Source organism: Bacillus sp. BP-3, assembly GCF_028401955.1.
Taxonomy (GTDB): Bacteria; Bacillota; Bacilli; order Bacillales; family Bacillaceae_G; genus Bacillus_A.
Genome location: NZ_JAQOTJ010000003.1, coordinates 232,076 through 245,562, shown reverse-complemented (window position 1 = coordinate 245,562; position 13,487 = coordinate 232,076). Strand labels below are relative to the sequence as shown.

At 32.1% G+C, this 13,487-nt stretch carries 15 protein-coding genes; 4 read left to right on the top strand and 11 right to left on the bottom strand.

What is annotated here, in order from left to right:
* Positions 1-23 precede the first annotated feature (23 nt).
* Positions 24-1,184, top strand: a complete 1,161-nt coding sequence (locus tag PLX19_RS06650; RefSeq protein WP_272187718.1) for a tyrosine-type recombinase/integrase — start codon at positions 24-26, stop codon at positions 1,182-1,184.
* Between the two features lie 58 nt (positions 1,185-1,242).
* Here PLX19_RS06650 and PLX19_RS06645 read toward each other — a convergent pair whose 3' ends face one another.
* Complete coding sequence (locus tag PLX19_RS06645) at positions 1,243-1,473, bottom strand: hypothetical protein (RefSeq protein WP_272187717.1); 231 nt, start codon at positions 1,471-1,473, stop codon at positions 1,243-1,245.
* A 232-nt stretch (positions 1,474-1,705) separates the two neighbouring features.
* A complete protein-coding gene (locus tag PLX19_RS06640; RefSeq protein ID WP_272187716.1) occupies positions 1,706-2,563 on the bottom strand; it encodes a DegV family protein in 858 nt (285 codons plus the stop codon).
* A gap of 376 nt (positions 2,564-2,939) precedes the next feature.
* Here PLX19_RS06640 and PLX19_RS06635 point away from each other — a divergent pair, with 376 nt between their 5' ends.
* Complete coding sequence (locus PLX19_RS06635; RefSeq protein WP_272187715.1) at positions 2,940-3,260, top strand: hypothetical protein; 321 nt, start codon at positions 2,940-2,942, stop codon at positions 3,258-3,260.
* A 131-nt stretch (positions 3,261-3,391) separates the two neighbouring features.
* On the opposite strand, the gene PLX19_RS06630 is transcribed toward PLX19_RS06635, so the two are convergent.
* The 4 genes from PLX19_RS06630 to PLX19_RS06615 form a co-directional block, all read right to left on the bottom strand.
* Positions 3,392-4,099, bottom strand: a complete 708-nt coding sequence (locus tag PLX19_RS06630) for a cytoplasmic protein (RefSeq protein ID WP_272187714.1) — start codon at positions 4,097-4,099, stop codon at positions 3,392-3,394.
* A 26-nt stretch (positions 4,100-4,125) separates the two neighbouring features.
* Complete coding sequence (locus tag PLX19_RS06625; protein ID WP_272187713.1) at positions 4,126-4,836, bottom strand: polymer-forming cytoskeletal protein; 711 nt, start codon at positions 4,834-4,836, stop codon at positions 4,126-4,128.
* A gap of 13 nt (positions 4,837-4,849) precedes the next feature.
* Positions 4,850-5,473, bottom strand: a complete 624-nt coding sequence (locus PLX19_RS06620) for a YhbD family protein (protein WP_272187711.1) — start codon at positions 5,471-5,473, stop codon at positions 4,850-4,852.
* A 199-nt stretch (positions 5,474-5,672) separates the two neighbouring features.
* Positions 5,673-7,487 carry an ABC transporter substrate-binding protein gene (locus tag PLX19_RS06615; RefSeq protein WP_442869030.1) on the bottom strand — a complete coding sequence of 605 codons (1,815 nt, stop codon included), beginning with the start codon at positions 7,485-7,487 and terminating at the stop codon, positions 5,673-5,675.
* Positions 7,488-7,548: 61 nt separating this feature from the next.
* Between PLX19_RS06615 and PLX19_RS06610 the strand changes: the two genes are divergently transcribed.
* Positions 7,549-8,760 carry an MDR family MFS transporter gene (locus tag PLX19_RS06610; RefSeq protein WP_272187709.1) on the top strand — a complete coding sequence of 404 codons (1,212 nt, stop codon included), beginning with the start codon at positions 7,549-7,551 and terminating at the stop codon, positions 8,758-8,760.
* A 21-nt stretch (positions 8,761-8,781) separates the two neighbouring features.
* On the opposite strand, the gene PLX19_RS06605 is transcribed toward PLX19_RS06610, so the two are convergent.
* The 5 genes from PLX19_RS06605 to PLX19_RS06585 all read right to left on the bottom strand — a co-directional run bounded on the left by PLX19_RS06605 (position 8,782) and on the right by PLX19_RS06585 (position 12,403).
* Positions 8,782-9,177, bottom strand: coding sequence for a cytosolic protein (locus PLX19_RS06605; protein WP_272187708.1), 396 nt, complete (start codon positions 9,175-9,177; stop codon positions 8,782-8,784).
* A 102-nt stretch (positions 9,178-9,279) separates the two neighbouring features.
* Positions 9,280-9,528 (bottom strand): GlsB/YeaQ/YmgE family stress response membrane protein, encoded by a 249-nt coding sequence (locus PLX19_RS06600; RefSeq protein ID WP_272187707.1) that lies wholly within the window; start codon positions 9,526-9,528, stop codon positions 9,280-9,282.
* Positions 9,529-9,635: 107 nt separating this feature from the next.
* Complete coding sequence (locus PLX19_RS06595) at positions 9,636-10,736, bottom strand: DUF4179 domain-containing protein (protein WP_272187706.1); 1,101 nt, start codon at positions 10,734-10,736, stop codon at positions 9,636-9,638.
* Complete coding sequence (locus PLX19_RS06590; protein WP_272187705.1) at positions 10,733-11,299, bottom strand: sigma-70 family RNA polymerase sigma factor; 567 nt, start codon at positions 11,297-11,299, stop codon at positions 10,733-10,735. The genes PLX19_RS06595 and PLX19_RS06590 overlap by 4 nt, the downstream gene beginning before the upstream one ends.
* 324 nt (positions 11,300-11,623) lie before the next feature.
* Positions 11,624-12,403 carry a TrmB family transcriptional regulator gene (locus PLX19_RS06585; RefSeq protein WP_272187704.1) on the bottom strand — a complete coding sequence of 260 codons (780 nt, stop codon included), beginning with the start codon at positions 12,401-12,403 and terminating at the stop codon, positions 11,624-11,626.
* 282 nt (positions 12,404-12,685) lie between these two features.
* Here PLX19_RS06585 and PLX19_RS06580 point away from each other — a divergent pair, with 282 nt between their 5' ends.
* Complete coding sequence (locus PLX19_RS06580) at positions 12,686-13,456, top strand: sulfite exporter TauE/SafE family protein (protein ID WP_272187702.1); 771 nt, start codon at positions 12,686-12,688, stop codon at positions 13,454-13,456.
* Positions 13,457-13,487: the final 31 nt, after the last annotated feature.

Below are 13,487 nucleotides of genomic sequence, written 5' to 3'. Positions count from 1 at the left end.
AACAAATAAGGATTTGATATAATATGAAATTTAATTTTATACCAATTCATAATCAATATTCGTTATTATATAATAAAAGTAATAATGAAAAATTTGCAAATACGATTGCAATATGGAACGAAGATTTTATAAAAGAAGCTGAAAATCGAAAAGAGCAAAATGAACGTCAGCATACATACTCATACGACGGTTTTTCTGATGAAGAAATTTTGTACTATTATTTAAATCGACAAACGCATTTTGATAAAGAAAGACGAGTAAAAGATACCTCTCGTCTTCTTTATTCTAGAGATTTATCACAATTTTATTTTTTTATTAAAGAGCATATGGAATTTTTACAAATGGATGTGGAACATTTCATAGAAGGTAAAGTTTGGATCAATTTACGAAAACGACATATTCGTAATTATCAAAAATGGCTTGCTGAAGAAGCTATTTCCTATCAATCAAATGAAACCTATAAGCCATCAACAATAAGTAGAAAATTACGCATTACACGTTCTTTTCTAAAGTGGTTATATGAAATTGAATATATTAAAGAGCCTTTGTACATTGATATACTAAGTACAACGATAACGAAAAAACATAAACCAAGAAGAGAGTTATCTTACGAAGAAGTAAAACAATTGCTTTCCTATTATAAAAATAATCCTATCAATTATGCCCTGCTTTCCATATTAGCAACAACTGGATTACGTGTTGCCGAAATTGCGCATGCAAAATGGGAAGATTTAGAATATGATTCATTACGCAATCGTTATTATCTTTATGTAAATACAAAGGGAGATTCTGAACGAATCGTACCCATTAATAAAGCTGTGTTTGAACGAATCATTTCTTTTCGAATACGGCGCCGTTTGCCAATTGAGCTAGGAATCAAGCATGGTGGTACAATTTTTCAAACAAAAAATAACACAGAATATAAAGAAAATTACCTGTCACAATACATTACCAAAATTATAAAAGAAACATGTTTATCGTTTACAAAAAATGAAAAAATAACCCCACACTTCTTTCGCCATTTTTATGTTCAATACCTATATGACTATAAACAATTACCACCGCATATCATTGCGGCAGCTGTTGGGCATAAAGATGATAGAACAACGAAAGAGAATTATTTGAAGCAACGATTAATGAAAGATCATGACGCTGGGAATTTAATTAGTGATGATGAATTTTAACATTAAAAGAGGAAGAGTATATTTATAACTCTCCCTCTTTTAGTTTACAATAATGTTTTTATATTAAACTATATCTATTTTGATTGCGTCCTTTTCCAGTTTCCTTAATTATATAAGATTTCATAACGAGTGTTGTTAGAGAATCCACTAATGTTTTATACGATAAATTCGATAATACAAGTAAATCATTTGTATATAGTATTCTATGTTTTTCTAATAGTAATAAAATAAGTCGTTCTGAGGGCTTTAATACCTCATCACTTTCAAGAATAAAATCAATGTTTTTCATGAGTATACATCCTTAAAATAAATTTTAAACGTCTAAATAACAATATTTAATGTATAAAAATTATATATTAAAATCAATGTTTTGTCCTTAAAAATATTACGTATATCTATTATCACTACATAAGGGATTTCATTTTCCAAAGTACATATGATCCAAAAAACGAAACAGTTGTATGAATAACTGTTATTAACAAAAAAGAAAAAGCCTCTTATTTTAAGAGACTTTTTCCTTCTTATATTTCATTTAAGAAAAAGATAGCTAATGTTCCCGGACCAGCATGGGCTCCAACAGCCGCACCAATCGAATTTACTACAAATACTTTGCATCCAAATTTTTCGGCAATCATTTCTGTTAAAATGTTTACACTTTCTAAATCATCGCCGTGCGAAATTCCAATTGTTTGATTCCCAAGGTCTTTACCCCTTGTTTCCATAATATCTACTATACGCTGAAATACTTTCTTCCGGCCGCGTATTTTCTCAAGCGGAATAAGTTTTCCATCTTCTACATTTAAAATAGGCTTAATATTTAATAAGCCACCTATAAACCCTGCTACTTTACTTAACCGCCCACCACGAACCAAATATTGTAAATCCGCAACCGTAAATATGTGCTCCATATGATTAGCCATAAAAGCAATACGGTTTAATATTTCCTCTTTAGTAGCTCCGCCTTGTGCCATTTTTGCAGCTTCTACTACGATTAATCCTTGACCAGTTGATACACATTTTGTATCAATAATTTCTAAAGATAAATTAGGGTAGTTTTCTTTTACTTCCTCTTTTACAAGAACAGAGGATTGATATGTGCCAGAGAGCTCAGAAGAAAAAGCTAAATAAATACATGCGACATCTTGTTTTGCGTATGTAGTAAATACCTCTTGGATTTTTTCTAAAGAAGGTAAAGATGTTCTATATATTTTTCCCTCTCTCATATTTCGAAGTAAGTCAATTGGATCTAGTGTTACCCCGTCAATAAATTCATTTTCTTGTTCATCATATACACGAAGAGGAATAACCTCTATATCATAAGTATGGAGCAGCTCCTTCGGTAAATCCGCCGCACTATCTGTAATAATTTTTATTGTCATTGTTTGTAAACCTCAATTCTTTTATAAATAAACAGTCGGATTCGTCTCTTCTAAATTATATATGTAATACAAAGATTAAGAAAGTGAAAAATATTATATATCATGTTTCTACTATATTGTATTCACACAAAGAAGTAACAATGACTTTTTTCTCAAGTATAAATAAAAAATCGAATAAAGTGAAACTTCCATCAGTGGAGAACTTTTTCATCTCCCACTGATGGAAAGCCCTCACCAATCGGACTTTTACTGCCCGTTAATGCGGGATAAAAATATTATTTCTTCACTTACATTCATATTACTATTTCATGTTTTTCATAAAAAACGTTATAATAATATATAGCCTCTTAGATTAAGAAATAAAGGAGAATAGAATATGGCTAAAATTAAAGTATATCAACCGAAAGAAGAACATGTAGATGCAATAAAAAATATTATTGATGTTGAGGAATTAAACCCATCAGCTACTGATTTAGAAAATTTATATGCATGTGTATTAGAAACTGAAGATATGTCTTTACCTGAATCCTACGTTGAAGAAGATATTTTAATCGACTCTGTTGAAGGAATGGTAAATGCTTCAGCAAATAAAATGAAAAAATTAGGAACATATGATGTAATAGAAGTACATAATAAAGGTAAGAAGTTACAAATTTTATTATTAGCAGATGAAGAATACGAAATTATCGAAGAATAATTTCAGTTTAGGTTTCTGAATCATTAATAATAAAAACACTCTCTTCAAATGAAGGGAGTGTTTTTCATCGATTTCTTTATTGAGATAATACACGAAAAAACGGTTCTTAAATCATAGTTTTCCGTATTCCACTATATTTGTTTATATTCTTTCACAAGTGATTGATTCGCATTTTTGTAAGTTTCGTGATATTCCACTACTCCGACTTCACACCCTGGACCAATCGTAACATTGTTACCTCGAATAACATCAGCTTTTGTATATTCAAGATAAATTTCATCTCCTTCGATTACATTGGCCTGAAGATATCCTCCGTGTTTCGAGAAAGGAAAGAACGATGATTTTTTTCGAACTGTAATTTTCTCGCCGCCTATTTCTTCTACATTGCTGTGCTCATACCTTATAATGATATTAATATTTCCAGCATTCAGCATACCTGTAATTGTAAAACCGCCATTTAATATGAAATTCTCTGCTTCTAAATTTCCTTTCACATTTATTCCACCCGTTACATCGACCTCTTCGCCAGTAAAATTTCCACCAATGTCAAACATCCCTCGTACTTTTGTACGTTTCACTTCTGCCGAACCACCAACTTCAAGATTACCGTTAATCTTCACATTTTCTGAATGCAAATCTCTACGAATTTTCGTTTCTCCAAACACAGTTACCGTATGTGCTTTTGCATTTCCTTGCACTTCGCTCGCTCCATACGTCTTAAACACATCGCAATCAATATCATCCAAAATCGTTCCTTCTCCGCGAATTTTGACATTTTTGTAGATACCACCCGATGAATTACCAGAACCACTTAAACTAAGGTTATACTGTTCTTTCATGCTATCTTTCCCTTTCTATTAAAAATTTAAATTTTTCGACTTTCTTTTACGTTAGCGTTTTCATCGATTGTACAAACTCCTGTATATTCAATAAGATTAATTTCACAATTGGGGCCAACCGTAACATTGTTACCTCGAATCGTTTTCGTATTTGTATACTCAACTATAATATTGTCCCCTTCTATTAACTCTGTTTCCATCCGAGTAGTAAACATTGTTTCAAAGAGCCAACTTAAAGCGGATTTCCTATATTTTATGTTAATCGTTTGACCACCTATTTCTTTTGCTTTACATTCTCCGTGCATATCAATAAAAATATCATCTGCACTCAATAAGCCACCCACGATAAATTGTCCTTCTGATTTGAATGTATCTACTTCACAATTCCCATCAATGATTGCTTTACCGCTAACATTCATGTCCTCACCAGATACATGTCCTCCAATTGTTCCTTTGCCAGAAATTTTTATTTTCCTTACATCCACATCCTGTTGTATATTGCCGCTGCCTTCAATGCTCATTTGCATGGCATCTAGTTTTCCATTTATCTTTCCAGAACCGCTTATTTTTACTGTCTCAGCTTTTATATCTCCATTTACATGACCAGAACCATTACATTCAAAATCCACACATTCTACATCCCCATTTACAGTCCCTTTTCCATTTAATTGTACATTGCGAAACTGTCCTCCATTCGACGTTCCATATCCATTAATTAACAAGTCATCTGTTTTCACTATTTTCCCTCCATCATAATAACTTTGTTTTTAATTCTTCTGTACAAATCATTAAAGGTAAACGTAAAACGATTTTCGTACCTTGATCAAAATATAAATCCTCTACATTCGAAAGTAAGAAACATGTTGAAATACCTAATTTTCGAATGAAAATAAGTTCACCCTGTTTATTCTTCATCATTTCATAGTGCTCATTTAAAACATGTAACATCATTTTTCCTTCTTCAAGGCTAATCTCTCCAGACTGAAGCACCTTTTCTAAAATATAAATAAAAAGGATTTTTGCAAAATGAAATTCAGCCATTTCTTGATTTTGTTCTATAAAGAAATTAACTACTGACTCTGAAGCGATTCCACGTTGTATAATTCCTTCCTTTGTTAAACAAACCTCATTCACATTTGGTGAGAACATGTCAGCCAAATCATCAAGAGACAAATTTTCTTTCATCGTCTGTATTTTTTCTATTCTATCTAAAATCTTTTCTTTCGGAAAAAACGTTTCCTGCCCTGTAAACGTTGATTTTCGCACAAACCAATCTTCGGGTATTAAGTTTTTTCTTTTCCACCTATATAGCTGACCATAGGAAATCCCTGTAAGATCTAACAAATCTTTTTTCGAAATTAAGTCCTGGCTCAAAATTTTGCTCTCCCTTCTTTTTATTCAGTGTAACATAACATTGTTGCACTGTGAAGGAGTGTTTTCCTATCTTTATGAAAAACAAACTATAATAAGCGCTATCACTAGTATAGATTTATCCTCCCTATATTAAAGAATAAACCCATCATTTCATCGTATAACGTTCGAAGAAATGATGGGTTATGAGTACTTTGTTTTACTACATTGTTACGTTATGTGTATGTTTAAACCAAATATGATAAAAATTAATCCAGCCCTGGGAATTAATTTCTACATTTTGTATTGTCTCATGCGTATGTATCGTCATATTGTTACGATACAAAGGAATGATATGAATATTTTCTAAGAGCTCCTGTTCTGTTTCCCCTAACAATTGCATTCGTACACTCTGATTTTGTTCCTTAAATACACGTTTCAACTTTTCATTTAAATTGAAAGAACTATGCTGATGAAGAAAACTATTTGTCGTTAGTAGTAAATATAGATAGCTTAATTCAGTGTGCTCGCTTATTGTAGCACTATCATGAATCAAATCAGCTTCTTCTATTGTTCGAAGTGTAAGAAGTTCATGTGCATCTAAAAAAGATAGTTCTATCTTAATTCCATACTTAGCACATTCCCTTCGAATCCAATGTGAATCCTCAACGTGATCTTGCTCTTGAAAAGTATATAAATATAATGTTTCCCCACTATATCCACTAATTCTCAATAACTCTTTAATTGAACTTTCTTTATTTATTTCGATTGTTTTCCCTAATAACAAATTCGTTGCTACTTCTTCTCGTTCCCCTCTTAAATCATTTAATATTTTCTTGCCATTGATAATTTGTTGTACAGCTTGCCTAAAAGCTATATGTTGCATGGGACCTTGTTTTTTTGTATTGAGTGTTATGTATGTTACATTCGCTTCTAATTGAGACGTTTCTTTTTGAACATTCTTTCTATCATGCTGTAAAGAACCTAATAATACCTCATAACCACTATAACTGCTTAAATCTTGTGAGTACCATAGTTCAATACGATCAAGAAATGGGCGTTCACGAAAATATAAAGGATTTACTTCCAAAATAAGAAGTGCATCATCATTTTTAACAAGTTTGAATGGACCTGTTCCATTTAATAGGCATGCATTATTCTCTGTTACATATGATTCCGAAACAATAGAACAATGTCCCCCCCCTAAAATATGTAAAAATAATTCATTTTCTCTTTGCAAGTGAATTTCGATTGTATATTCACTTACGATATGTATACTTTTAATATCTTGCAGCATCCATCGATAAGGATTATCTTTTGTACTTAAAAAACGATTGAAAGTATACTTAACATCTTGTGCAGTAAACGTTTTTTGATTATGAAAATGAACGCCTTTACGGAGATAAAATGTCCATATATTATGTGTATGATTGTATTCCCAATAGAAAGCAAGGCGAGGTTCAATTTCATTTGTCAATTCATTATAATGAACAAGCGTATCACAAACGTGCTTAACAATGTGGCACTCAGAACGGAGTGTCACATACATCGGATCTAAACATGTAATTGGCCGTATGCGCATGTTTAAACGTAAAACATCAATTCTTCCTTGAGGTGACTGTTCAATGTGGTATCCAAAAAGTGTGTCAATCCATGTTTGGAATTGTTTTAATATGTAAGGGAAATGTTTTGCATATGTTTGAATAAATGCTTTTCCACTTTTGATTTCGCCTTGTTTTACTAATGCTTTTCCTTTTTCATAAATAAGCGATGCAGGATCTTGTAAAAAAGCGATTTTCGATCGATTTCCTCTTCCCCGTCCTGGAAACCAACAAATCCATTGCATTTCTTCTAGTTTTTTTATTGTGAATTTACTATTTCGATCTGTACAATATAATGATTTTGAAATGTCTTGCAGCGATATTTCTATGTTGTCCCCAAGATTTCTCCCTTTTGCATACTGAAGCCAAAGCTGTATGTAATGATCCAAAATTACCATGCATATCCCCCTAAAAGATGAAAAATTTCTTTGCTCCATTCTACTCTTTTTCCTCTTTCCTTTCTATCATAAAATTTCCATATAGAAAGGAGAGAATGAAATGATGACATTTGCAAAACGTTACAGTAAACCAATATGGATTCGGTTATTTGGAGAACTATTAACAAGTATAACCGGAGCAATGCTCGCACTTATTTTTATCTTATATGTAAACAAAGCATTAAATGGAAACGCCTTGTTTACTATGTTACTTTTTGGTCTACAACCGCTTAGTGAAATTCTCTTTACACTTTTTGGCGGCAGCATAACAGATCGATATGGACGAAAAAGAATTATTCTAACTGGACTACTCTTACAAGCATGTGCTATGACTGGTTTTATTTTCGCCGAATCCGTTATACTCTTTGCTCTCTTTTACATTATGAATGGTCTAGGGCGTTCTCTTTATATCCCTGCACAGCGAGCGCAAATTGTAGATGTAACAGAGAAAGAAAAGCAAGCTGAAGTATTTGCTCTCATTCAAACGGTTGGGGCAGTCGGAACAATCGTTGGTCCTGCACTTGGATATCTATTCTACAATGATAATCCAATTATTCTTTTTATCTTAGAAGCTACTGCTTTATTTCTCTATTCAGTTCTTGTATGGACACAACTTCCCGAAACAGCTCCACTTTTCCAACATGATGAACAAAAAACTACACCTACGAATTGGAGACATTTTCTATCGCGACATTATAGTGTGTTTGGGCTTATGATTTTTATGCTACCTATCAGTTTTTTCTATGCGCAAATGGAAACAAACTATCGACTATATGCCGAAAAGGAACTATTCACTAATTTTATGTTTGTTTTTACATTTATGGCTACTTGTAAAGGCATTATGGAGATTGTTTTGCAAGTAGGAGTCGTAAAATGGGCAGAGAAATTTTCTATGCAAAAAATTATTGTTATTTCTTATATTTGCTATACGATTGCCGCGATTGGCTACGGCTACTCCAATACATTATGGTTACTATTTTTTACACTACTAATTTTAACAATAGGAGAAAGTATCGCTTTAAATCATTTGTTACGTTTCGTTTCTGAATTAGCACCAGAACATATGCGAGGCATATATTTTTCGATTTACGGTACGCACTGGGATATTTCACGAATGCTCGGTCCAGCAGCTGGAGCGTTATTATTACAACATTTTAGCGGGAGTTTCTTGTTTAATATGTGTGCCGTTTTTCTTATCATCGGCGGCACATGTCAGTATCTCTTTATAACTTATATTCTAAAACAAGACAAAACAAAAAGGCTGTCCGCATAATGGGCAGCCTTTCTTATGTAATTAAGCTTCAATCTCTTTTCCGTCTTCTACGATGTGATAAAGTAAATGTGCCAAATGATGAATTGGACCGTATTCTTCCTCTTCTTCATCTGTTTCACCTTGGAATTCAAGATCATTTAAATACAGAGCTACAAATTGATAAAATAGTTTTAAATCAAAACCGTAGCACGCGCTTGGTTCTTCATGATCCCCTTCATATTGAAGCATTAAATATTGCTCATTACCTTCAGCATCTTCTGCATCGAAGAAAACAAAAAAACCTACGTTTGTATCTAAATCAAACAGATGACGCGTACCGCCTTCTGTAGCTTTATTAAAATCATCTTCATTTAATTTATAAACAGTCGTTGCTTTTGCATTATCTTCTTGATGAAAATTAACTGTAAATTCTTTCATGTTGACACCTCCAAATGTTATGCCCTTAGCATAACAGATTTATGAATATAACACAAAATTAACGAAAAAGGATTGCTTACACTAGTAAACAGTCCTCCTACTTTACTTTTTCATCATCCGAAGCAAAAAGCTAACGATAAAAATAAGAATAATGGAACCAATTAAGGCTGGGACAATTGAAAAGCCGCCAATCACAGGGCCGAATTTACCAAGAAGCGATGTACCAATCCAGGATCCAATGATCCCCGCAATAATATTACCAATTACACCACCAGGAACATCTCTTCCGATAATTAAGCTTGCAAACCAACCTAAAATACCGCCAACAATTAATGACCATAAAAATGCCATGCGCTATTTCCCCCTTAAAATTGTTAACATATCAAATGTGTAATTACTTACGTTTAGTTATGCTACATTTTTATGGAAAAATACGCTAAAATGTTCATAGAATATTGTTATTTCTTTAAATCAATCACTATATCTTCTAAAACAAAATTCTTCTCTCCACCAGATTTTTCTGGCACTGAGATTTTCTTTTCTTTTCCTCCTGTCATTTCTACTCCTCCATGATTATCAGGAGTATGAATTCGTAAATTAACATGAGGGGTTATGATTAGTTTAGTTGCATTTTTATCAAGCTTTTGAAACGTTTTACTCCAGCTAATATTATATGGATCTTTACCAGTTCCTCCGTTTCCTTCCCCCGAATATTGATTTCCTAAGTCATCTTTAATTTCTAACTCTATATCCACATCATCCCATTTCTTTCTAACTTCTTTAGAAACTTCTTGGTTGTAGTAAACAATGAATGACATCGGTGTTATTGTTAACTTCTCCATATTTACTTTTACACCATCTTTTTCTACACTACCGTTAATCGACTTCTCATTATTATCTATTGCTTTTAAATTAAAAGCGAAATTCCAATTTCCTTTAATTTCTTTCTCCTGATCTGAAATTTTTATACCTTCTACATTCCATCTTACATTTATAGAATCTTTTTTCTTTGGATTTTGATGAGTAGCCGTTACCAAGCCTACATACTTCTTTTCAGCAACTTTTGAAATTTGAGAACTTCCTGTCATTCCATCTGCCCCCACTAAATTTAAATTATCGAATACAACAGGTTTATCCCCTAAGTCTTGTTCACTTTCTATAGAATATGTAAATGTTGTTGTTTTCCCATCAAAAACCGCATCATTAATAGTAACTTTAATATCTTTACTTTCTTTTGTCATATTCATTTCAGTTGAAAACTCTTTATAACCACCGTAAAGACCTGTTCTCCCATTATCTAAAAAGCGAAAAATATCACCCATTATAGGTAAACTCCCTGCATAAGTAGGAAATGCTAATCCAAAAGTAGTAGCTGATAAACCAACAATAATTGTAGCTGCAACGATTTTTACTTTCCAACTTTTTGTATATTTCTTCTTATGTATAGATTGTTTTAAAGTGCGTTTCACCTTTGCCTTTTCAAGTTCACTTACTTCCATTTCTTTAAATTCCGTTTCATCTATATCTACATCATTTAACAATTCATAAATATCTTTCATACTACACTACCTCCCAAATTAAGATTTGTAGCAGTTTTATGCAGTTTCTTTTTCCCCCGATAAATCCGATTATCTACAGCTGCTCTAGTTAAACCAAATTTTTGTGCTATATCTTCCGTTTTTAAACCTAGAAAAAACTTCATAATAAAAATCTCTCTATCGATTGGCTCTAACTGATTCATTAACTTTATGAGTTCATTTCGGTCTTCTATTAAAATCAGTTCATCTTCAGGTGACTTTTCTGCATTCAAATCCATATAATTTTGAGGAAGTTCTATATTGTTTGCAGCCTTTCGATAATAATCAATCGCTTTAAATTTCGCAATCGCGCAAATCCATTTCTTAAAATCAGTTTGATCTCCATGAAACTTTTTCGAATTGTTCCAAATGGACAAAAATACATCATTTATACATTCTTCTATGACTCCTTTATTTTCAAGTGGAGCAAGGATTTTATAAGTAATTCCTTTTATTAGCGGTAAATACATATCGACTATGAATTCGAGTGCGTCTTCTTTTTGTCGCTGTAATCGCCGTATAAAATTTGTATCATTAGACTTCATGTAACAACTCTCCTTACATTTTTGTAAAAGCTTTTACACTCTATATAACGTTTGAGAAAATTTTTTCTCTCGCAATAACTATAAAAAATTTTATTTGAAGTGCGAAGTTTATAGCTTATCAATTTCAGAGACTTTTTTAAAATTTCGAACATAAAATGAAAGGAAATTACAAGAAATTATGTGGAAGAAAAAAAGATGAGGTATTTTAATGTTATTCACTTACAAAATGTATACTAAAAAAGACCGCTTATAATAAACGTTAAGCGATCTCCGTAAACATTTCTATAGGATCTCTACATTTTATCGAGTAATATGTGGAAATCATTAATTAAAAAACTTTTCTCTTTCTGCAGAAATCCAAGGTTGTAAATTCTCTTTACTTTCTTGCATTAATCGATTCACTAATACATCATGCCATATGTAATTTTCTAATAGTGACACATGTACAGGGTCATCTGTATAAAAGGTATTTTCATTTTGTTCTACAGGGTGACCGTAAATCATTTCTTTGCCATCAATAGAAATAATAAACCACTTTTTTTCTCCGATGTTATCTATATAATCGGTCTTACGATGAATTACTAAATTTGGCAATGGATTCTCAACTTGAAAAACAATTCCCTTTAGACTACAAGTTTTTTGCATCTCTTGTAAGTCATCTTCAAGCTTTTCATACATTGTCCTCCACATAGATATTATAATTCTGTTTTGAGCTCGGCGAAGTAGAATGCGACAAAATGAAAGTATCGTTTCTTCTCCCTTTATCGTTATAACACGCGGATCAGTTTTTGGCCTTTGACTTTCAACTGCTTTTAATTCTTGTTGTACAGATGTATATGTATCTTCCCATTTTTGTTTAATTGATTCTAGAAATACATCAACAGGCAAAGGAGAATATTGTGTAGCTTCATTTACTTCTTCTTTCATCACCACACCCATTTTTTCTAATCCTTCTAACACTTCATATATCCGAGCACGAGGAACACCTGATTGTTTACTTATTTGATAAGCGCTTGATGCCCCTAAATATACAAGGGCTACATACGCTTTCGCTTCGTATTGATTAAAACCTAGCGATTGAACTTTTTGTAAGATTTTTTCCATAATAACCTTCCTATATAAGCGTTTAAAATAACGTTAAATATTTAACTACTAAAGCTAATAGTATCGTTAAAAAACATTTTAGTAAATGATTTCTATTTCGTTATCAATTGCTAACATCTAATTAAATTTGATTTCTCAACTTTCCTTATTAGTCATTATTTTCGAATTTTTTATTCACAAATACTTATGATTTTGCTAACATATATTTAGTCACTACTTTAATAGTGACTAATAATTAGAACCTTTCTTTAATAACAAAATACTATTTTAGGAGTAGTTACTATGGAAGATTTAAACTTATACACACTAGCTTTTTTAGTACTATCTGGTTTTTTAGCTGCATTCATCGATTCAGTAGTTGGAGGTGGTGGTTTGATTTCTATACCGGCCTTACTATTTACAGGATTGCCACCTTCAACAGCAATTGCTACGAATAAATTAGCTAGTTCAATGGGAGCTTTAACAAGTACAATATCATTTATTAAATCAGGTAAAGTTAATTTTCGGCTTGTATCTAAATTATTCCCTTTGACTGTAATTGGTTCGTTTTTTGGTGCATATGTGGTAAAGCATATTTCCTCACAAGTATTAAAACCATTAGTGCTAGTATTACTAATTACAGTTGCTATCTATACAATTTTGAAAAAAGATTGGGGAAAAGATTCTACATATGAAGGAATGAACTGGAAAAGAGGAGCAGCCTTTGCGGTAACAGTATTTATTATTGGATTTTATGACGGATTCTTTGGGGCTGGAACTGGTTCGTTTTTGCTATTTTCCTTTTTAATGATTGGGTTTGATTTTATTCAGTCAGCCGGTAATGCAAAAGTTCTTAATTTTGGTAGTAACATTGCCGCTCTCATCATGTTTTTATACTTAGATATTGTGAATTTTTCATATGGAATTCCGATGGGGATTGCTATGATTTTAGGAGCTCTTGTAGGATCCAACTTCGCGATTAAAAAAGGTGTATCGTATGTCAGAATATTATTTATCGCAGTAACTCTCTTTTTAATCGGAAAAAACATTTTAGATTATCTACATCTTATTTAATTCATGAAACAATAAAAGTCACTATCTCTTA